Below are 21,741 nucleotides of genomic sequence, written 5' to 3'. Positions count from 1 at the left end.
GGAAAACATATCCCGTTTGAATGAAACTATCATCAAATGATATTTTTCAAGTTTTGTTCTTGAAGATATAGTCTCCGCGAGTAAGTCATCCAATCCGTTTTCCTGTGCGTGGGTTTGGTTTTGAAGCCAAACGAGGCCTTTCCATCAGCGTAATCGATGAACTGGAAACCGCTCTCACATGTTACCGGGCCATAATGCGACCAATCCAGCGTGATGGGCACCCAGACGTCTCATGACCTGCATTTCATAGGAACCTGTATCTGATATGAAAATTGGAATAGGTGGCTTTCAGCACGAGACCAATACTTTCGCGCCTGATACAACAGGTTGGGCCGAGTTCAACACGCCCGGGGGGTGGCCACCTCTGACATTGGGAGACGCTATCCTCGAAGTCATGAGGGGACGTAATCTGCCTATTGCAGGCATGATAGACGAGGCAATTTCACAGAACGTTGAATTCCAACCACTCATCTGGTGTCAGGCCGAGCCGGGTGGAACTGTTGAGCGGCTGGCATATGAACGGGTGGTGACCCTCTTTCTCGATGCGATTTCATCGAAAGGGCCGTTCGACGGGATATTATTGGATCTTCATGGAGCAATGGTCGTCGAAGGCATAGGAGATGGAGAAGGTGATTTCTTGCGCCGTATCCGCGAGGCCGTAGGGCCTGAGGTCCTTGTCGCCTGCAGCCTCGACCTTCATGCCAATATCAGTCCGGGAATGGTAGCCCATAGTGATTTTATGTCCGCCTACCGAACATATCCTCACGTTGACATGACGGAGACAGGACGGCGAACAGCGCAGATTTTGTTCAACATGTGCAGGAGCGGTACGCGTTTTTCCAAAGCGCTGGTTCAAACGCCATACCTCATTCCCATTCCATCTCAATGTACATTGGCTGAGCCGACATCTTCGATCTATAGCCGATTGGAGCAAATCGAGCGCGAGCATGATTTGCATCTCAGTTTTGCACCTGGGTTTCCTCCCTCCGATACCTTCGATTGCGGTCCTGCCATCATTGGATACAGCATGGAAGCACATCCCAATCTTGACCGGCATATGCAATCGCTTGCGGATAGCATCCTGAAGGCCGAAATAGACTATGCCAGAGACCGCGTATTCAACGAGAATGAGGGTGTCAGTTTGGCGCTGGAACTAGCGCGTTCGACAACAAAGCCGATAATTCTCGTCGATACACAAGACAATCCTGGCGCCGGTGGTACAGGGGACAGTACAGGTTTAATCCGCCAGCTCTTGGAGCAAGAGGCGAAAGATGCAATCGTCGCTTTTGTTTTTGATCCTCAAGCGGCAGAGGTCGCACACCGAGAAGGGGCCGGTGCCCGGTTCGAGATGGAAATTGGCGGTCGTTCAGGGCCGGATGGCGTTACACCACTCAAAGCAGAATTCGAAGTCCTTGCTCTCGGAGACGGCAAATTCAATGGGACCGGCGAATTCTATGCCGGCAGTGCAATTGACATTGGTCTGACGGCACTGCTCCGAATATCGGGTACCAGCGTTTCCGTAATCGTGGCCAGCAGGCGGTCACAAGCAGGCACACAGGCCATTTTCTTTCATCTCGGCATTGATCCGAAAAGAGTTGCAATCATAGGCCTTAAAAGCTCGGTACACTTCAGGGCAGATTTCCAGTCGATCGCCGAACGAATTATTGTGATAAAGAGCGCAGGATTTAACACGGCCGATCCATCTGAACTACCGTATCAAAAAATACGGCCGGGCATACGCCTTCATCCCGAACTGTGATCTGCAGTTCAATGCCAGATGAATTGTTCAGTCAATCAGCCTGAAATGAACCAGTTCTCCGGCCGCAAACATTATCGAGTGTTATGGAAATCGGCTGGAGTAGTTCCGATTAAACCGGATCCGCGGAAATGCCCTTGCGGTGAAACCTACACTCACCAAACCACATATTTTGCCAAGTTATCGTATCGCCGTCTTCAGACAGCACAAGTAAAGCAACCTTATCATCTTTACCCCACCAGCGTTCAGGTGCTTCCAGCGAACGCAAAGGGTATGTACCATCATTATCGGCTTCCATGAGGCAATATTGATAGTCCGGCAAAAGCTCGAGCGAAGTCGTCAGGCAACCGTCGCGGGCTTCGATCCGCAAAGTACCCATCGCTCCACCGTCGAAAACACCGGCAATGGGAGCATCAATAGGAGCCTGCTTCTTATTTCGCCAAATGGACTTGCGATATTGTGATTGCTTCTCGGTTAATGAACAAACTGCTTGTTCATAAAGAGCCGTGACAGCATCTGCCTCGCCGCGATCGAGCGCCACGGCAAGATTGGCAACTACATTGCGGAAATCCTCAATCTCTGTGCCACTCGCATTGATAGAAATAAAAATTCCGAACCCTGTATCGGGCACCAGGCGAGTGAGGGAAAGTACACCTCCGATAGCGCCCGTGTGATCCACAATCGTCAAATCGTTACCGTTGCCTATGCGCCAACCAAGGCCATAGCCAAGGAAGGTGTTTTCCGGTGTGGTTCGGGAATGAATTCGCTTTAGTTCTGCCAGCTTGGCCACTGGTAAGACCGCGGCACCATTTGGATGGGCGTTCAGATTGAACAACAACCATTGCGCCGCATCATTGGGACTTTGTGACACGGACCCTGCGCCAATGAGGTTAGAAAGCTTGTCTAACGCAACAGGTAGCATTGCATCGCCGTTGCGCACATGCGGTCGGGCGAAACGCGGATCGGTTTCCAGATCGGGCCGATCAGCAGACGCCGTGGTCATCTTGAGCGGCTCGAAAATATATGCCGCTGACGCTTCGGCAAATGTCCTATCATTCACCCGGTTGCATACTTCAGCGGCGACGGTGAAATGGAGATTTGAATAGGAATATCGATCGCGAAATGGTGCAATCGTTGGAACGTCCCCAGCACCGTTGACCACTTCGTCAAACGACAGGACAGAGCCGTATTCTACGGCGGTTGCCTGGCCAATGCCGGTACGATTGGAACACAGGTCCCGTAGCGTTACCTGTTCGGAAATAGCCCGAGGACCAAATGCAAATTTCGGCCATATCTCCTGGATTGACCGGTCCCAGTCCAACTTTCCTTGCTCCGCCAGAATCGCGCATAAAGTGGTCGTAAAAGCCTTTGAACAGGATGCGACAGCAAACAGACTATCCGCTGTGACCCTGCGGTCAGTGCCGGCCTCCAGAACGCCGATGCCGCCTGTATAGAGAACCTTTCCCTGGCGGACGATAGCCAGTCCAATACCAGGAATACTAAGCGGCTCGCTTTGTTCGCACAAAAACGTTAGCAGGCGATCCACAAGAGTTTCATCGGATATGCAGGTCATAGGTATCTAATCCGTTCCAAGCCTATCGCAGCTCGATCGTGTTTTTCACATGGGCCAGTAAAGCTGTGGCGAAGTGCAAAATATTGGGCAGTCTTGAAGCTTGCTTCAAGCTTCCACTTGCGCTTCGCCGAGCTTAACGCCTGGAAAATGGCAGGCGGCATGATGAAGACCGATGCCGCCGGAAAGTACTGGTTCTTCAGTCCGGCAAATGTCCTGTGCGCAAGGGCATCGTGTATTGAAACGACAGCCCTTGGGTAGGTTCATGGGGCTGGGTATCTCGCCCTTCAAAAGCGGACGGGCCCTGTTGCGCTGGTGCGGATCGGCACGAGGCACAGCGGAAATGAGGAATTGCGTATAAGGGTGCTGCGGATTGTTGAAGATTTCTTCCGTTGTACCCACTTCCACCAGACGTCCAAGAAACATGACGCCGACACGGTCAGCAAATTGTCGTACGACACTCAGGTCGTGGGTAATAAAGAGGTATGTAAGCTGTAATTGTTCTTGCAAGTCTCGCAGGAGATTGAGAACCTGAGCCTGAATGGAGACATCCAGAGCAGAAACGGCTTCATCGCAGACAATAAATTCCGGATTGTTCGCCAGCGCGCGTGCGATACCGATGCGTTGGCGCTGCCCCCCGCTGAACTGATGTGGATAGTGATTGATCAGATGCGGGCGTAGGCCGACCATATTGAGAAGCTCTTTACAGCGGGTCTCAATTTGCTGACTGGTGCCGTAATTGTGCGCGCGCAATGGCTCGGCTAGAATATCCTTCACCCGCATTCGCGGGTTCAACGATGCGTAAGGATCCTGAAACACAATCTGGATTTGTTTGCGCAGTTCGCGCATTCGTGTTTCATCGAGCGCGTATATATCCTGGCCTTTAAAGCTTACCGAACCACTGCTGCGCTCCAGAAGCCGCAATATGATGCGCCCAAGAGTAGACTTGCCGCAACCCGACTCCCCGACCAATGCGAAGGTCTCACGCTCATAGATTTCCAGCGATACATCATCGACTGCCCGAACCACTTTCTCGTCAAACGAGAACAATCCCTTGCCGAGCCGGAAGTGCTTGCTCAGTTTTTCGGTGGAAATGAGAACCTTGTTCATAGAGAGGCTCCTGCTTTGTCATGCAACCAGCAGCGTGCCTTGTGCCCATTTTCCAATAGGGTCAGATCAGGCGCCTTAACACTGCAAACGGACATGGCATCATTGCAACGGGGATTGAAACGGCAACCACCAGGAAGTTTGGCCAGATTAGGCACCATACCGCTAATGCTCTTCAGACGCGTACCGTCCGGCTTCTCGTTGGCCTTCGGTATCGAGGCCAGCAGGCCACGGGTATAAGGATGGGATGCACGGTCGAAAACATCGTATACATTTGCCTGCTCGATGATCTGACCGGCATACATTACATTCACTTCGTCGCACATTTCGGCGATGATACCGAGATCATGGGTGATCATGATGATTGCGGTGCCGACACGGTCACGCAGTTCCATGATGAGACGCAGTATCTGTGCTTGCGTCGTGACGTCCAACGCCGTTGTCGGCTCATCGGCAATCAGCAATTTGGGTTCACAGATCAATCCCATGGCAATCATTGCCCGCTGGCGTAAGCCGCCCGACAATTCGTGGGGGTAGGCATCGAGGCGGGCTTTGGCTTCCGGAATACCCACCATCTCAAACATTTGCCGAACTTTATCGCGAACGTCCCGCTTAGAAAACTTGCCGTGAATCTGCAGGGGTTCCCCTACCTGCTGCGCCATGGTTTTGACCGGGTTGAACGATGTCATCGGTTCTTGAAATACCATCGACATATCACGCCCGCGCTTCGCGCGCAGTTGATCCTTGGTGAGGGTCGTCAGTTCGACACCATCCAGCATGATACTGTCAGCGGTAACAGTCGCGGGAGGCGACGGAACCAGCCCCATCAGGGACAATGCCGTCATACTTTTGCCAGAGCCGGACTCTCCAACCAAGCCGACAATTCGGCCATGTCCAACATCAAAAGACACATTGTCGAGGATGCGGACAGTTCCGCGATGTGACTTGAATTCAGTACGCAGGTTGCGCACTCTCAATAGAGGCCTTTGATCGGTCATATCAGCCGCCTTAATCTTTCATGTAAGGATCGAGAGCGTCACGCATCCCATCGCCGATAAAGTTGAACGCCAACACCGTGATCAGAATTGCCACACCAGGCATGATGGCAACGAGAGGAGCAGCAAAGAGATATTCCTTGCCCTTGGCAACGAGCAGGCCCCAACTTGCCTCGGGCGGCTGCACACCAACGCCAAGGAAGCTGAGACTGGATTCCCACATGATCGCTTCAGGAATACTAAGCGAGAACAGGACTATCAGCGTCGGCACGACATTGGGAAAAAGATGTCGGAACATAATCGTTGTCTTCTTCGATCCATTGGCGCGAGCAGCCTCGATGAACTCCTTTTCTTTCAACGCCAACGTCTGTGAGCGCACAACTCGGGCTACACTGGCCCAGCCGACCAGGCTGAGGGCTATGAAAATGTTGAACAAATTCGCGCCCAGTGTGTACATCACCACCATTGCCAGCAATAGCGACGGAAAGGCGATCATCATGTCGGCAAGACGCATGATCGTAAAATCGATCCGTCCGCCATAATAACCGCTGACGATGCCCATAATGGCGCCGATTATCAGCGATATGAAGCTCGGAACGATGCCGACCACAAGTGAAATTCGCGCACCGTAAAGTATGCGTGTTAAGACGTCCCGTCCGAAATTATCGGTGCCAAGCCAGTGTGTGAGCGATGGCGACAGGAATTGCTCATTCATATCAACGCGATATGGATCATGCGGACTGATATAGGGTGCAAGTACTGCCGTCAGCACCAGAACGACGACAATAATCAAGCCGGTCATTGCCATTTTATTGCGACGAAATATACGAACCGTATCGCGCAGAAAGCTGGCGCTCTCCGTTTCTTCGACATAGGCGTCGTTTGCCTGAGCAAGTTCGGTCATTTTGACCCTCCCTTCATCTGATGGCGAATACGGGGGTCAAGGACAGAATAAAGGATATCCGCAACCAGATTGCCGATCAGCACCAGAACAGTAGCAAACAGAACCGAACCCTGAAGTAGAGGCATGTCGCGCGCCTGAATTGCATTGACAGATATGCGGCCAATACCGGGAATACCGAAAATTGCTTCCGTGATAACTGCACCCGACAAAAGGCCGGCAACCTGAATTGCCATAATCGTCACAACAGGAATAAGAGCATTCTTAACAGCGTGACGGAGGATGACAAAAATCTCGCGCAGGCCCTTCGCGCGTGCAGTTCTCACATAGTCGTTGCGCATGACTTCCAGCAAGCTTGACCGCGTCAAACGCGCGATAACGCCCGCCGAACTCCAGCCCAGCACAATCGCTGGCAGAATGACATATTTGAAGCCGTAGAAGCCCGATACCGGAAGCCATTTCAACTGCATGGCAAAAATATACTGCAGCAGGAGCGCCGACCAGAAAACCGGCATCGAAACGCCCAGCAGCGAGAAACCCATGAAAAAATGATCGAGCGCTGAATCGCGCTTTACAGCTGACAGGATGCCAACCGGAATGCCAATCAGCCATGACACGAGGGCCGCACAGGCCGCCAGATACAGCGTGTTGGGAAAAGCCTGAAGGATCAGGGTCGTGACATCACGATTGAGTTTTATGGAAACACCCAAGTCGCCTTGAACTGCCGCGAACAGAAATCGGAAGTAACGGGTGATCAGTGGATCATCAAGATGCATCTGAGCTCGTACGCGCTCGATAACTTCAGCGCTGGCATGCTCTTTCATCAACAAGGCAATTGGGTCGCCTGGAATGATATTCATCATGATGAAGAGCAGTACGGTCACACCGATCAAGACCGGAATGGAAACCGCAATACGCTTAATCAAAAAGGTCAGCATTGCGTGGAGGCTTTCATCTGTATGGCTAAGACAATGTCGCAAAGGACGTTATCTTCGGCTGACACGAATTAACGAGCTGGATTTAGCCCATCGAATTCCTGCTGAAATGGAGTTGGAAGACTGGAAGTCTGACCGGGGAGTACGCATCACTCCCCGGTCAGCATAATTAATCTTCAACTTCCATTTTATAGTAGCTCATGCTTGTCCATCCGTTCCACGGAACCACGAAATTCTTCACGCGCGGCTGTACGACAAACAAGTGGTTGAGACTATACATAGGAACCCACGCAGCATCCGTCTGGACAATACGCTCGGCGAGCTTGGCATACAGTTCGCACCGCTCGTCGGGATTGGTCATGCTACGGGCTTTTTCGATACCGTCGAAAACTTCCTGATCTTCATTGTTGAAACCACGCACCGAAGTGCCTGTCTTGCTAAAGAAGGTGTAGAAGAAGTTGTCAGGATCGTTGAAATCGGCCGACCAGACCTGGGAATAATTGTTGATGGTGCCGCCTTTACGCATGGCGAAGTAAGCCGATTCATCGACAACTTTGATTTCGGTGTTGAAACCAGCTTCTTTCAACTGTGCCTGAACGAGCTGGTTCAGGTCGACCCACTTAGACGACCAGCTGCTGACCTGAGAAAAGGCAATATCGACACCGTCCGGGTAACCGGCTTCGGCCAGCAGTTCCTTGGCCTTTTTGGGGTTGTATTCAATCGGCGTAGCGGGCTTGTAGCAGGTGACCCCGCTTGGAAGAACGCCGTTCTCGAGCTGTCCTTCACCATAGAACATCTTGTCAAGTATTTCCTGACGGTTGATACCCATCTGGAAAGCTTTTCTCACCCGAACATCATCAAAGGGCTTAATCTTCTGGTTGATGTTGTAATAGTCCAAACCAGCGATCGGACCCTTTCTGATCTGGTCCTTCCACTTTTCGCTCTTCATAAAATATGGAACTTGCGTAATAGCGGAATCCGTATCGAACACGTCTATCTCGCCAGATTCGAATAGCATACGCATGGTTTCCGCATCGGGAACAACGCGGATGAGAACGCCATCCAACTTGGAACGCCCTTTGAAATAATTCTCATTGGCTTCCATCATCTGACTGTCGTTCAGATTATACTCTTTCAAAATGAACGGACCCGTACCGTTAACGGTCTCAGGCGACAGGCCATACTTGTCACCGAGCGGCTCGGTAAATTTGCGATTATAGATCGATGCCTGTGGACTGGCGAGCAATGCGATGAAGGCCGAATAAGGTTGGACCAGAACAATCTTGACTGTATATTTGTCGACAGCCTGCAAGCCTGAGACTGTCTGCGCTGAGCCATCAAGACGTTCTTTCGCCCCTTCGACGAAGTCCAGAATATCGGTATTCAACGCTTTAGTCGCTGGGTTCAGCATGCGGTCATAGGTGAACACGACATCGTCGGCGGTCAGTTCTTCGCCATTATGGAACATAACGCCTTTGCGCAAATGCAAAGTATAGGTTTTGCCATCCTCAGAGATTTCCCAGCTTTCGGCCAAGGATGGAACGATTTTCGACTGACCGGGAGCTACCGTTTCTGCCTCCACCAGCCGGTCATATACATTCAACGGAATTGTATAGTCATTTGTCGTCATCTGGACGTCTATCGTCCGAGGATCGTCAGAATTCGCCAAACGTAGTATCTGATCGGCGAGCGCTGGTGACATCAAAGTCAAATTCACCAATCCGGTGGCCAATAGCAACTTGGCTTTTGTAAGCATTCTATCCCCTTTTATACGTTCAATCCGAATATTCGGTCGTCTTTTGCTTTTTCAGGCTCTATGATGAAGTTTGCTAGGAGGCACTCCATCTGATTGGATAATAAATTTTATACTACCCAAAAGTATTTCCAAATCATCATGATGCAGTTTTTCGTTCTTTACTTTTATTGCAGTGGACAAAGTGCACTGCATTCAAGAATGCCTTATGATGACTTGACATGTAAAAACTTGAGAAACTCCCGTATCTCTTCGGGGATACATAATAGTTTGTTCTATTCCCCGACTTGCGGAGGCACATATCGTGAAGCCTGGCTCGCAACTACCTTCCCCCAACATTTTATTGAAACCATGCGGTAGGTAGATGCAAATGTAAAATCCCAAATGAGTATGGCGTTATTCAAAACTGATATGAATTTTTTGAATACGAAATGGCTGGCCTTAAAGAGCAATCCGTTAGCGTGTTAACGCATGTTGAGACTGAAGCGCCTTGCTCAGCGACCTACGCGGCCAGTTAGAATCCAGCAGCTTCAGGTCGGGCCATACCACCCAAGCTTGTTAGATCGGCAGATTCTGAAGGTGTTTTCCATTGTGAGCTATGTGGGGCGGCTATCATGATAGTTGCGACGACAAACATAGGTTCAAGACTGACGTACGTAGTGCGTTGGACTGATCTGGTTCATAGGAAGATGGACCGGCACGAAATCCGGTGCCCTTACTGCACTCGGTATCTCATCCGACATCGGTTCGCGACCAATTGGACGCCGTGCAGGATCGGCAACAGGAACGGTCGAAAGCAGCTTTTTTGTATAGGGATGCTGAGGATTGTTAAAGACCGAACGACGATCTCCAATCTCCACGATCTCGCCCAGATACATGACTGCAACACGATGGGCGATGCGTTCAACGACGGCCATATCGTGGCTGATAAACAGGATTGCGATGCCGATATCCCGTTGAAGGTCCATCAGCAGATTGATAACCTGCGCCTGAATTGTCACGTCCAGCGAAGCAACGGCTTCGTCCGCGATCATGAGGCGTGGATCGAGCGCAAGAGCACGGGCAATGCAGATGCGCTGGCGCTGCCCCCCTGAAAAGGCGTGCGGATAGCGTTCAAGATGGTCAGCCGGGAGGTTGACCTTGGCGAGCAGATCAACAGCCCGTTTCCGTAGCTGTGTCGTTCGTCCCGCACGATGGACACGCATGGGATCCATCAAAGCCTGCGCTATCGTCATACGCGGATTGAGTGATGAGAACGGATCCTGAAATACCATCTGCGCTTCGCGGCGAAATCGTGTGAGAGTCGTTTTGGATGCGCCGATGAGTTCAGTTCCATCATAACGGATCGAACCGGATTGGGGCTTGTCCAGTTGCATGATGCTTCGAGCGACCGTGGACTTGCCGCAACCTGATTCACCCACCAACGCCAAGGTTTCGCCAGGGAAGATATCAAAAGAAACATTCTCGACCGCATGGACACGGCCAGTAATGCGTCCCATAAGACCGCCCTTTAGGTCAAAACGGGTAACCAGGTTGCGAACTTCGACAAGCGGAGTTTTGACAATATTTTGCTTAGCAGCGTCATTCATCGCGCCACCTCCGCCAACACCGCATCGTGCTCGTAAACAAGAAGAGGAAACTTTTCAGGCTTATCCTTATCTGCCATGCTGCCAAGCCGAGGAACAGCGGAGATCAATGCTTTTGTATACCGATGCTGCGGATTGTTGAATATCTCGTTGACAGGTCCAGTCTCGACTATCTCCCCCTTGAGCATCACGCACACGCGGTCCGCGATTTCTGCAACAACGCCCATGTCGTGGGTGATGAACAGTACTGCCATACCGATTTCGCGTTGTAGCGCCCGCACGAGATCCAGTATTTGTGCCTGGATAGTGACGTCCAGTGCTGTTGTGGGCTCGTCGAGGATCATCAATGATGGTCGGCACGCCAGAGCCATGGCAATCATCACACGTTGGCGCATACCGCCCGAAAGTTGATGCGGATACTGGTCCAGCCGACGCTCGGCATCGGGTACGCGGACAAGTTTGAGGACATTCAGCGCTATCTGCCTTGCATCATGCGGTGTCTTTTTCTGGTGCCGGATAACAGCTTCCGCAATCTGGTCCCCGACGGTGAAAACGGGGTTCAGGCTCGACATCGGGTCCTGAAAAACGATTGAGAGTTCAAAGCCGCGTAGCGCCTCGACACGCCTTTCGGAAAGTTTCACCAGATCAGCAATTGAGCCGTCCTTCAGCCGCATCAGTATCCGGCCACCAGTAATCCTGGCACCATCAAATTCTGTCAGGCGCATCACCGTCATTGCCGTCACGGATTTCCCCGAGCCGGATTCTCCCACCAGCGCAAGGGTTTCTCCATGTCCGATCTGAAACGATACTTTGCGCACGGCATGCACCGGATTTGCAGCTTTTGGCGCGAAGCACACTTCGAGGTTTTCAACGGACAGGATGATGTTATCGGTAAGGGTTAAACTACTTGTCGATATCCTGGTCAAACTGGTTCCCCTTGCGATTGGCTCGCATTTTGGGGTTATCTAATGCTTTGGACCAAGCCTGTGTCAACATACTGTCTTGATAACAGGTGGCTTTTAACAGGAGCATTAAAGTGGTCGGGAGGCTGTCAACTAAGCCTCCCCAATCAAAAAACCCGGCAAAGGACTGCCTCCAAAGAAGGTTATGCAAACTTTGCATTACCCTCTCTGTTTTCGCATGGACGGTTTCAGCGTAGCTTAAGGACGGGATCGATAAGGCTGCGCGCGCGGCTTTGGTTTTCTGCGAGATATTTCCAGAACGCTTCTGCATCCCTGTCTTTCGCGCCTGCACGTCGGAAGATCCGAATTTCTATCTCCAACGACATTTGTTGCCCGCCGATTTGAACCAGTTCGTTCTGGCTGATCGACTTCTGCACACATATTTGGGGCAACCACGCGATACCCTGGCCGGCGATCGCCATTTGCTTGAGGCCCTCCGCGAGTGAAGATTGATACACCGTGCTCAGGTTGAGCGGACGTCGCCAGCGTGACTGGATGAGAGAGATGAGCTTTCCCAGATATCCGTCGTTCCATGAATAGGAAAGGTAGGGAATTCTGTCACCCTCAGCTACGTCCAGATCGTAAAGAGGTTTACCTGATGGATCAGTTCCCGAGACGAGGATCAGACGATCTTTTCCAATCTGCAGGGATTCGAATGGCCCCGCTTCTAGAACTGGCGGCCCATCGGGGTGATCATAAGTAATCGCGAAGTTACATTTTCCAGAAGACAGATGTTCAATACATTCGAGAAAATCGCCCGTATGCATACTGCAGCGAACAGGTGAACTCGGCAGTTCGGAACGGCTGATCCAGTTTGGGAAAAAGTAGATCGCTAATGTGTGAAGCGCAGCGAATGTAAGAAGCTGTGAATTAGCCCCCGCCACGTTGTGGCAATCGGTGCGAAGACGGTACATGTCTCTCACGAGTTCCTGACAGCGGGGTACGAACATGTTGCCAGCACTTGTCAAATGCACCGGATAGGTACTTCGATCAAGAAGATCTGCACCAACCCATGACTCTAACGACCTGATACGCCGGCTGAATGCTGGTTGCGAAATATTTCGCGATGCAGCGGCCGTGGAGAAATTCCGCGTCGCAACAATTTCCAGGAAGTCCTCGAGCCACGCTAGCTCCATAACGACCTCATGCGTTATTTGCATAATTCATTCTAACTACGCATTGGACACCAATGCAAGTGTGCTCCTAGCTTAAATTCAAAAGAAGACTGCAAGACCAAATAGGGGAACATATCCATGAAACGTGCGTTGGCTCTGGCCCTTTCCTGTGGCCTTGGCCTGGCGGTAGCACCTGCTGTCGCGCAGACCAAGAACCCCGGAACATTTGTCTTTCTCTGGACTGATGATATTCAGTCCTTTGATCCAGCCTATATCGCGAATACACCGAGTTCCTACGGCGTACTGAATGTCTATAGTCGCCTGCTCAATTATAACGGTTCGCAGATTTCGGAATTTGTGCCCGCCCTTTCCAGCGAAGTGCCGACGCTGGAAAATGGCCTTATAAAACAAGGCGCTGATGGATCGATCAGCTATACGTTCCCCATCCGCAAGGACGTCCACGCTCACAAGGTCGGGATCAAGGGTAGCGACGGTAAGATAACCTGGCAGAACTACGACGGATTGGCGGGTGATCAGAAAGCAAAGATAGAACCGGGATACGGCCAGATCACACCCGAAGACGTGCGCTACTCGCTGTTGCGGGCCATTCTCATGGGGCAATCGTGGATGGCGAATGCCATTACCGAAGTGGTAACGGCCGGAAAATATCCCGACGTCACGAAGTGGGTCGAGACCGAAGCAAATGTCAAGGATATCAAAGACGCCAATCCTGAAGCTCTGCGCAAGGTCTATGACCAGCTTGCATCGCAGATCACTGTCGAAGGGGACAATGTTGTCCTGAAGCTTCCCAAATCTTTCCCGGCTACACTCGGTGTTCTGGCTCTTCCTTTCGGTGCTTCCATCGTTGACAAGGAATGGGTCGCTTCCGTTGGCGGATGGGACGGCAATGGGGATACATGGATAAAGTACTATCGCCCCGAGCTCGGTGACGACCCGCTATTTGCTCAGGAAAATGGGACCGGTCCTTTCATGCTTGAAGAATGGGATCGTACCGATCGCCGCATCACACTCAAGCGGTTCGACAATTACTTCATGGGACCAGCAAAGCTGGAGCGCGTTGTCATGCGCACGGTGCCGGAATGGACGACACGGCGCCTGCAGCTCCTCTCAGGGGACGCCGATTTTGTCACGGCTCCGGTCGAATTTCTCGATGAACTCAGCAAGACCGAGGGTGTCAAGGTTGTTGACGGACTACCCAAGGTTTTCAGTCGCGGACTTTATTTTGCATGGCCTCTCGATGACGCCGACAACCCTGCACTTGGCAGTGGCAAGCTCGATGGAAACGGCATCCCACCCGATTTCTTCGCCGACATTGATGTGCGCAAGGGCTTCAACTATGCGCAGAACTATGATGCGCTTATCAAACAGGTTCTTCTGAACAAGACCGTCCAGTCGCGTGGCCCGACCGTGCGCGGCATCATGGGCTATCGTGACGATTCTCCTATCTATAGCTACGACCCGAAGAAGGCCGCAGAACATTTCAAGAAGGCTTTCGGCGGCAAGCTCTGGGAAACAGGCTTTACCTTCACGGCCTATGTGCAGGAAGGCACGCCGCAGGGTACAGCCGCATTGTCTGCACTGCAGCAGGGTTTGCAGCGCATCAATCCCAAGTTCAAGATGAAAATCCAGTCGCTGCCTTGGGCATCGATTTCGGACAAGCTCAATAATCGCGAAAAGCCAGCGTCTCCGCTGACCTATATGGGCTGGGGCCCAGACTATTCCGACCCAGGTGGTCCGCTCGGGGCCGCAACCTATTATCTTTCACCGACCGGACTCGTCGGTGGCATGCTCGGCGACGGGTATCGTGGGTTGATGGCTGAAAAATTCAAACCCCTGCTGGACGAGGCCTGGGCTTCCTCTGACCCTGCCGTTCGCGAACCAATCTATGCAAAACTGCAGACGATGTCTCACGACTATGCAACCACCCAATTCCTTTGGGAGGACTTCGGCTACATCGTTACCCGCAGTAATATCGATGGTTATGTGCATAATATGATCCTTTACGGCGCCTGGGATTTCTACCCGGTGACCAAGGCTGACTGAGCCTCGCTGAAACGTGCCGGGCGATACGATCGCCCGGCTCTTTTCCCCAACTCCAAGCGAAACGGATTCTGGTGTGCTGAATTACGCTTTGAGGCGGTTGCTGACGCTTCCCGTCGTCCTTTTTGCCTTGTCATTGATGCTCTTCGCGCTGCAGATGTCGCTATCGCCAACACAACGGTTGGCGGCTTACGCTCCTTCGCCTGACTTTCTCAAAGGGGGACAGGAAAGCATCCGGCGCATGATCGAACAATACGGGCTTAACGACCCCTTCCACGTTCAATACGGCAGATGGATCGGTAATATCATGACCGGCAATCTCGGTTGGTCCGAGACTGCACGTCAACCTGTATCCCATGCACTGACGTCGCTGTTGCCTGCAACACTGGAGCTGGTTCTGCTGGCCTTCATTCCAAGTTTTCTGCTCGCGATCTATTTGGGTTCGCGTGCGGGCATTTATCTCAACAAATGGCCGGATCACCTCATCCGGATATTCACCATTCTGGGGTGGTCGTTTCCGGTCTATGTCTTCGGCCTATTGATGCTTCTGATCTTTTATTCCGCGCTTGACTGGTTTCCACCGGGGAGGCTCAGCCAGTGGGCGCAGGCCACGGTCATGTCCTCCGATTTCACCAGATATACCGGCGCCAATACCATCGATGCGATCCTCAATGGCAATTTTCAGATACTTTGGGATTCCCTTCGTCACCTTGCTGCCCCTGTCATTACGTTGACCTATGTCAATCTTGCCAGCATGACACGTGTGATGCGAACCTCGATGCTTGAGACCCTGCGCCAGGACTATGTGCGTACGGCACGAGCCAAAGGCATGCCCAAACGCGTTGTGGAACTGCGACACGCCCGTCGCAATGCGCTTCTACCCGTTACCACAATTGCCGGCATGGAGCTTGCGACGATGATGGGTGGTGTCGTCATCACAGAAACCATCTTCGATTATGCAGGGCTCGGACAGTTCGCTGCCAAGTCCGCTGCCAATCTCGATTTTCCGGCAATTCTCGGCTTCAGCCTCTATTTTGCGATCGTACTTGTACTGATGAACCTGATCGTTGACCTGATTTATCCGTTACTCGATCCAAGGGTGAAGACGCGATGAAATTGCTGCGATATCTGCTGCGTAACCCCATTTCCTTGATTGGAGTCCTGATTTTGCTGGCCTTTGTGCTGGTGGCAATATTTGCGCCGGTACTGGCGCCGCCGCAGGAATTCCAGATGTCGGTCTATGACACGCCGCGAGCCGGCTTTCTGGCGACACCGCAACCGCCCTCCGCAGAAGCGATCTTCGGGACCACGGAAGGTCAGTATGACATCTATTATGCAGTCATATGGGGCACCCGTACGGCCTTCAAGATCGGCCTCGGCGTTGTCGCTATCTCCGTGCTGATCGGAACGTTGATCGGTTCTCTCGCCGCCTATTATGGTGGCACAGTCGACGAGGTTCTGATGCGCATTGTCGACGTATTCATGGCCGTTCCATTCCTGATTGCAGCCATGGTGCTAACCGCACTTCTTGGAAAGGGCATCGGTCCGATTACGATTGCGCTGACAACTTTTGGCTGGATGGGGTACGCCCGCGTCATCCGCAGCGAAATCCTGCGTATTCGTGAGATGGATTATGTTCACGCCGCCCGCAGCTATGGTGCTGGAGATATTCGTCTTATTGCGTTGCACATTCTGCCTAACGCCTTTTTCCCGGTTCTGGTTCTCGCCACCATGGCGACCGGTTCAATGGTACTTTCGGCCTCTGCGCTCAGCTTCCTCGGTGTTGGCACTGAAGAAGGCTATGCGGATTGGGGGCAATTCATCGCCTATTCGCGAAACTGGATTGTTGGCCAGCCCGGAAACCCTTTCCAATACTGGTATACGCTGGTCTTTCCCGGCGCTGCGATCTTTCTCTTCGTTTTGTCATGGAACCTTGTCGGCGACGCGCTGCGCGATGTTCTTGATCCTCGCCACTCAAGCTGAACCTCGGGAGTATTGTTGTGTCCAAGCTTTCAAATCAATCAATTGAACTCTTCGAAAGCCTTATCCGCCATGAGGTGGAAGACAAGACTATACCTTCAATTTCCTATGCACTTGTTGATCGCGACGGATTGCTGGCGGAAGGACATATTCAGCATCCAGATCGTCATTTCGAGATGAATGCACGGACATGTTTCCGTATCGGTTCGATTACCAAAACCTTCACTTCGGTCGCGATTATGCAATTGGTCGAGAAGGGACTTTTAGACCTCGATGTCGATGTTTCAGAATATCTTCCAGGTTTCCAGCCCATCAATCCGTTCGTCGGGCGTGAAAGCGGGCCTTTCGGTTCTCATGTCAGCCTTCGCAAGTTGATGAGCCATACGGCTGGTATCGTCCGGGAACCCAAAAGCGGCCATTATCTTGACGCCCATCGCCCTCCGCTTGCAGATACAGTGGCCGAGCTTGCAACCTCAACACTCAAGCAGGATCCCAGTGCTGGAACAATGCATTATTCCAATGCCGGGATCGCGGTTGTTGGACTGGTCATCGAGAAGGTAACACGCAAGAGCTATGCAGACTATATAACTGACAATATCCTCAAGCCTCTCGGTATGTATGACACCTCCTCGGGTATGGCAGACGGTATCCGCGAGCGTCTGGCGCCCGCAGACATGTGGACCATCGACGGGGATAGTCCTGCGCCTGTATTCAGTCTTGGCGGTTCTCCTGCTGGAAACATTTTCTCGACCAACCATGACATGGCCAACTATGCACGATGTCTTCTCCGCGGCGGCTTTGCGCCGGATGGTCATTCCGTTATCGGCCCTGCTTCGCTGCGGGAGATGTGGACGCCGATAGGAAAGCGGCCAACTGGTCACGACCGAACTCAGAACGGCTACGGGCTATGTTTTGGTGTTGGAGATATGGATGGCTGGACTTCCGTTGGACATGGTGGAGCGGTCTATGGTTATGCATCCCAGATGACGCTGCTCCCACGTGCTGGATTTGGTGTTCTTATCTTCGCTACCCTGGATTTTGCCAATCAGATCGCTTCGCGCCTAGCTGGCGATGGTTTGCGTATTGCATTGTCGGAAAATGGTATGGGCAAGCGCCCGCACGGCGTCCAGGTGCCCCCCGCTATAACTGACGAGCAGTTTGCCACCCTTCCAGGCCTTTATCGTCAGGTTGAAAGCGGTGAAGTTGTCGAGGTAAAGGAAAAGGCAGGCAAACTCTATCTCATGGGAGAGGGTGTGCCTCTGCAAATTCGTCCGAAGTCCGAGAACCATTTTGTCATTGATGGTCGCATCTACGGTCGTGGAGCAGATTATCCTCATATGGATGTCTCGTTTCCCGAACCCGGCAAACTCGATTGGAAAGGTCAGGAGTGGCTGAAAGCCGATAGCCTTCCTGCAGAGCAAGTTCCAACGGAAATAGCCTCTCATCTGGGCAGATACGGGCCAGACTTTAACATCACATACCTGACTTATAGCCACGGCCAACTCAAATGCCTGATCGAGTATTTCTGCACGCATACTTGCGAACCTGTCGACGGTAACCGGTTCCGCATGCGCGGGTTGCTTTATGAAGAAGAGATACTGGAACTGGGCGCAACTGACGAAGCCGGGCGAACAGGTATCCGGGTCGGACCTATGTTTCTGGAACGTCGGCAAGCCGAGAAGGCCGCCTGACGGAAAATCCGGCCCAACACAGTAGTTTTCTTCCTATTAACGGCACCTTTGGGCGCTCAAATGCAAGTGAGATAAGGATCGAAGGTCATGAAAATATTCATAAGCGCGGATATTGAAGGTACGGCTGGCATCACCAACTGGGACGAGGCGCGAAAGGGTCATGCCGACTACGAAGAGTTTCGCGAATACATGACCGACGAGCTGGTGGCCGCCTGCGAGGGTGCGCGTGCTGCAGGTGCGAAGGAGATTGTGGTGAAAGATGCGCACTCTACCGCGCGTAATCTGATCCTCTCGAAACTTCCCGACTATGTTCGCATCGTACGTGGTTGGAGCGGACATCCTGACGCCATGATGTTCGGTATTGACCGTAGTTTCAGCGCAGCACTTTATACCGGTTATCACAACAAAGCTGGCACCGATACCAATCCACTGGCTCACACGTTGACAGGCACGGTTTCACGAATGTTAATCAATGGTGAAGTTGCGTCTGAATATACACTGAACGCCTTTTGCGCCGCGCGCTATGGTGTACCTTCGGCGTTTCTTTCGGGCGATGCCGGGATGTGCAGCGAAGCACGCGGGCTCGTGCCGGACATTCTCACCGTCGCCACAAGCGAAGGGCATGGGCCTGCGACCTCCTCTTTGTCGCCGCAGGGCGCTGTCAAAGCAATTCGTGAAGGCGTTGAACAGGCGTTGTCGCGCGACCTGTCCGAATGTCTTCCTAAGCTGGCAAAGACATTCGAGCTTATCGTCGAATACACCAATCCGATAGAAGCCTATCGTGGCAGTTGGTACCCCGGTATCGAACATCCGGCGCCCCGTACACTCCGTTTCAAAGCTGATGATTTCTTCGATATTCAGCGTGCCATCCGATTTGTCGTCTGATCGCACGCTGCAATTCTGAAGCGATCATACCCAACGGCGGAGCCTCCAACTAACTTCCACGCATCTGCAAGATAACCGACGACAAAGATTAGCTACAGTATAACGTGACAGGCGGCATCTTTGATCGCGACCAAGGCCAGTCTGGTTCACAGACCGATCCAGTTAAGGAGGATGTTGCATCCTTTGACGTGATTAAAGTACGTGCACTGCTCGTTCTGAACAGACGCACACCATCAATCAAAAGATTGCAGTCAGATTTCTGCGCGCAACTTATTGCGTTCAACGGATTTCTTGCCGCCTATCGCCCACGAATGGAAAGGCGAAGGCAGCTAACCTATGCCGTAATTACGTAATTTCAAAAGCGACCTTTTAAAACTGGAGGGCCAAATACGGTAGCATGGAAGTCTCCAAGCGAAGCTGCGGGCCTGCCAGATCATATCGGCGGACCGGAAGATGATGCTGTATCAGTCACGCCGGCAGTCGGAGGCCGAACTGCGGACAAGACTGCGTGACTCGGCCAACGCGCGATGACGTTTCGGCTACCGGCGACCGTTTGTCCTGCCTGGGCGGGAGGAAGAGCTGTCCGACGTTAGCCGCATCTACCGGCTAAACCGTGAGGAAGGCCTGTCAGTTCGTCTGCGGAAGAAGATTTCGCGTGCTTAATGTCGTCGAAGATGTGACGCGAGATGAAAGTTCCGTGGCAGGTCATTCTCTAAACTTCTTGCCTCACACGGGCATAGCAACAACAGATGTTATAAACCCATGTCGTGTACGCGTGTTACACTTCAGGCGAAACACCGCTTTTGCGCTGGTTATCTTCAAGCCGATCGAGAGCCGACGCATTCTCTTGAGCCCAGCTATAGAGCGTTCTAAATGGCTCCACGAAGGTTTCACCCAATGCGGTCAGTGAATACTCAACTTTGGGTGGTACCACGTTGAACACCTTACTGTCCACTCGCCATGCCGGGATATCCGATCAACCCAACAGAAGCTGACATCAGGCCCGTCACTGCGGCAGCCAGCTACTCAATCCCGGGCATCCATATCTCGGGCACCTACGCTCAGTATATCCTCGTACCAGAGCGCTGGCTGCTGCGCGATACGACCGGTCTGCCAGCTGAGCATATAGCTGCATTGCCGGTAGCCTTGCTGATCGCGATCCGTTCTGTTCAGATCGTAGGCGAAGTCAAGAAAGACGATCGGGTTCTTATCCATGCAGGTGCTTAGAGCACCGGCATCATGGGCATTCAGGTTGCTCGAGCACTTGGAGCCAAGGTCGCGGTGACGGTCCTGGACGAGGAATCCGCAAAATTGGCCACGGACCTCGGAGTTGAATTCGTGATCAATACGAATGAACGGGATTTCGTGGAGGCAATCAGCCAATGGACGAACGGCCGCAGCGTGGATGTAGCAATCGACAGTCTGGGTGGTGATATACTGGAGCGAACGATCCAGGCAGTTAAACCGCTTGGTATCATTGTGGCAATGGGCTTCATGGCGGGAACAGCGGTCTCGTTCGACATCCGCGATTTCTTCTTCACCCAAAAGCAACTGCGCGGCACACTTGTCGGCGATATTGAAGATTTTGCAGCGTGGCTCCCCGCCATCAGGAACGGCAGAATCAAACCCATAATTGACAGCGTTCTGCCACCTGTCTGAGACGGTGGAAGCCCATACGCGCATCGCCAACAATCTGACGCGGAGTAGCATCGTCCTGCGTCCGTGGGAGACCAACTAACATGGTCAATACAGATGGTACAATCCAACGCCTGCTCGAGCTTGGCATCGCTATGCCGACGCCACCTCGTCCCCTGGGAGCATACAAGCCGGTTATCCAGACCGCATGTATGACCTACATATCAATGCAGGGACCGAATATCGACGGCAAGCCAATCCATACCGGCCTTCTCGGGCGGGACCTGACAATTGAAAGCGGACAAGCTCCTGCACGCATTTGCGTCATCAACGCATTGGCCCAACTCAATGCGCATCTTGGCGGCCTTGACCGGATTAGCCAGATTGTTGCTCTGGATGGTTATGTTGCGTGTACCGAAGACTTCACAAATCATCCGCAGGTTCTCGATGCTGCATCGGAACTGCTGGTCGATATCTTCAAGGATCGCGCCGGGCAAGTGCGATCCGTTTGCGGGGTCCGCAACCTTCCCGGCAATGTCCCTGTAGCGCTAGCGCTGTCGGTAGAGTTGATGTCAACCTAGAGCATTTCCCGTTTTGATTGAACCGTTGGAAATGCTCTATCTGTTTGTTTTTACAGATGTCTTTATCCCGACACCGGTTCCCGCTTTCGGGAGACATGCTCTAGGTGTTTGGTCCCAGCATGTGATGGTGTAGAATTGTCACCGACACAGCGGAGGGAGCTATGGGCCAAATTCTCCACGGCAGCGCCAAGACCACGCACGCCATTCGAGCAGAACTACAGCGATCGA

The 21,741-nt window shown here is 52.4% G+C and carries 17 protein-coding genes and 3 pseudogenes; 10 read left to right on the top strand and 10 right to left on the bottom strand.

What is annotated here, in order from left to right:
- Positions 1 to 265 precede the first annotated feature (265 nt).
- A complete protein-coding gene (locus F9K91_RS22085; RefSeq protein ID WP_151678734.1) occupies positions 266 to 1,759 on the top strand; it encodes a M81 family metallopeptidase in 1,494 nt (497 codons plus the stop codon).
- Positions 1,760 to 1,868: 109 nt separating this feature from the next.
- Here the strand turns inward: F9K91_RS22085 and F9K91_RS22080 are convergent, their stop codons facing one another.
- The 9 genes and pseudogenes from F9K91_RS22080 to F9K91_RS26425 form a co-directional block, all read right to left on the bottom strand.
- Positions 1,869 to 3,329: a serine hydrolase domain-containing protein gene (locus F9K91_RS22080; protein WP_151678733.1), complete on the bottom strand. Its 1,461-nt coding sequence runs from the start codon at positions 3,327 to 3,329 to the stop codon at positions 1,869 to 1,871.
- A gap of 105 nt (positions 3,330 to 3,434) precedes the next feature.
- Complete coding sequence (locus F9K91_RS22075; RefSeq protein WP_151678732.1) at positions 3,435 to 4,436, bottom strand: ABC transporter ATP-binding protein; 1,002 nt, start codon at positions 4,434 to 4,436, stop codon at positions 3,435 to 3,437.
- Positions 4,433 to 5,431, bottom strand: coding sequence for an ABC transporter ATP-binding protein (locus F9K91_RS22070; RefSeq protein WP_061347490.1), 999 nt, complete (start codon positions 5,429 to 5,431; stop codon positions 4,433 to 4,435). The genes F9K91_RS22075 and F9K91_RS22070 overlap by 4 nt, the downstream gene beginning before the upstream one ends.
- Positions 5,432 to 5,441: 10 nt before the next feature.
- The gene (locus F9K91_RS22065) at positions 5,442 to 6,332 is read right to left on the bottom strand and encodes an ABC transporter permease (protein ID WP_151556797.1); all 891 of its coding nucleotides are present in this window, start codon (positions 6,330 to 6,332) and stop codon (positions 5,442 to 5,444) included.
- Positions 6,329 to 7,267, bottom strand: coding sequence for an ABC transporter permease (locus F9K91_RS22060; protein ID WP_061347492.1), 939 nt, complete (start codon positions 7,265 to 7,267; stop codon positions 6,329 to 6,331). The genes F9K91_RS22065 and F9K91_RS22060 overlap by 4 nt, the downstream gene beginning before the upstream one ends.
- 166 nt (positions 7,268 to 7,433) lie before the next feature.
- On the bottom strand, positions 7,434 to 8,966 hold the full coding sequence (locus tag F9K91_RS22055) for an ABC transporter substrate-binding protein (RefSeq protein WP_235913363.1): 1,533 nt from the start codon (positions 8,964 to 8,966) through the stop codon (positions 7,434 to 7,436).
- A 692-nt stretch (positions 8,967 to 9,658) separates the two neighbouring features.
- Positions 9,659 to 11,529 (bottom strand): annotated as a pseudogene (locus tag F9K91_RS26735) (ABC transporter ATP-binding protein).
- 224 nt (positions 11,530 to 11,753) lie between these two features.
- Entirely contained in the window at positions 11,754 to 12,479 is a 726-nt protein-coding gene (locus tag F9K91_RS22040) for a LysR substrate-binding domain-containing protein (protein ID WP_235813539.1), read from the bottom strand.
- A 51-nt stretch (positions 12,480 to 12,530) separates the two neighbouring features.
- Positions 12,531 to 12,701 (bottom strand): annotated as a pseudogene (locus tag F9K91_RS26425) (LysR family transcriptional regulator); the annotation flags it as partial.
- 117 nt (positions 12,702 to 12,818) lie between these two features.
- Between F9K91_RS26425 and F9K91_RS22035 the strand changes: the two are divergent.
- The 6 genes and pseudogenes from F9K91_RS22035 to F9K91_RS22010 form a co-directional block, all read left to right on the top strand.
- Positions 12,819 to 14,744: an ABC transporter substrate-binding protein gene (locus F9K91_RS22035; protein WP_151678729.1), complete on the top strand. Its 1,926-nt coding sequence runs from the start codon at positions 12,819 to 12,821 to the stop codon at positions 14,742 to 14,744.
- 238 nt (positions 14,745 to 14,982) lie between these two features.
- Positions 14,983 to 15,855 (top strand): ABC transporter permease, encoded by an 873-nt coding sequence (locus tag F9K91_RS22030; RefSeq protein WP_061347687.1) that lies wholly within the window; start codon positions 14,983 to 14,985, stop codon positions 15,853 to 15,855.
- Positions 15,852 to 16,724 carry an ABC transporter permease gene (locus F9K91_RS22025; RefSeq protein ID WP_061347496.1) on the top strand — a complete coding sequence of 291 codons (873 nt, stop codon included), beginning with the start codon at positions 15,852 to 15,854 and terminating at the stop codon, positions 16,722 to 16,724. The genes F9K91_RS22030 and F9K91_RS22025 overlap by 4 nt, the downstream gene beginning before the upstream one ends.
- A gap of 17 nt (positions 16,725 to 16,741) precedes the next feature.
- The gene (locus F9K91_RS22020; RefSeq protein WP_151556805.1) at positions 16,742 to 18,412 is read left to right on the top strand and encodes a serine hydrolase domain-containing protein; all 1,671 of its coding nucleotides are present in this window, start codon (positions 16,742 to 16,744) and stop codon (positions 18,410 to 18,412) included.
- Positions 18,413 to 18,499: 87 nt separating this feature from the next.
- Positions 18,500 to 19,297, top strand: a complete 798-nt coding sequence (locus F9K91_RS22015; RefSeq protein ID WP_151556807.1) for a M55 family metallopeptidase — start codon at positions 18,500 to 18,502, stop codon at positions 19,295 to 19,297.
- A 259-nt stretch (positions 19,298 to 19,556) separates the two neighbouring features.
- A pseudogene (locus tag F9K91_RS22010) lies at positions 19,557 to 19,985 on the top strand (hypothetical protein); the annotation flags it as partial.
- Positions 19,986 to 20,075: 90 nt separating this feature from the next.
- Here F9K91_RS22010 and F9K91_RS22005 read toward each other — a convergent pair.
- Positions 20,076 to 20,240 (bottom strand): winged helix-turn-helix transcriptional regulator, encoded by a 165-nt coding sequence (locus tag F9K91_RS22005; protein WP_268891696.1) that lies wholly within the window; start codon positions 20,238 to 20,240, stop codon positions 20,076 to 20,078.
- Between the two features lie 17 nt (positions 20,241 to 20,257).
- Here F9K91_RS22005 and F9K91_RS22000 point away from each other — a divergent pair, with 17 nt between their 5' ends.
- The 3 genes from F9K91_RS22000 (at position 20,258) to F9K91_RS21990 (ending at position 21,513) form a co-directional block, all read left to right on the top strand.
- Positions 20,258 to 20,524 carry a hypothetical protein gene (locus F9K91_RS22000; protein ID WP_151678727.1) on the top strand — a complete coding sequence of 89 codons (267 nt, stop codon included), beginning with the start codon at positions 20,258 to 20,260 and terminating at the stop codon, positions 20,522 to 20,524.
- Positions 20,525 to 20,536: 12 nt separating this feature from the next.
- Positions 20,537 to 20,956 (top strand): zinc-binding dehydrogenase, encoded by a 420-nt coding sequence (locus tag F9K91_RS21995; protein WP_151556811.1) that lies wholly within the window; start codon positions 20,537 to 20,539, stop codon positions 20,954 to 20,956.
- An 80-nt stretch (positions 20,957 to 21,036) separates the two neighbouring features.
- A complete protein-coding gene (locus F9K91_RS21990) occupies positions 21,037 to 21,513 on the top strand; it encodes a RidA family protein (RefSeq protein ID WP_151556813.1) in 477 nt (158 codons plus the stop codon).
- Positions 21,514 to 21,741: the final 228 nt, after the last annotated feature.

This window comes from Brucella tritici, from assembly GCF_008932295.1.
Lineage (GTDB): Bacteria > Pseudomonadota > Alphaproteobacteria > Rhizobiales > Rhizobiaceae > Brucella > Brucella tritici.
Note: the sequence above shows the minus strand (reverse complement) of the source record. Positions and strands in the feature narration are given on the sequence as shown.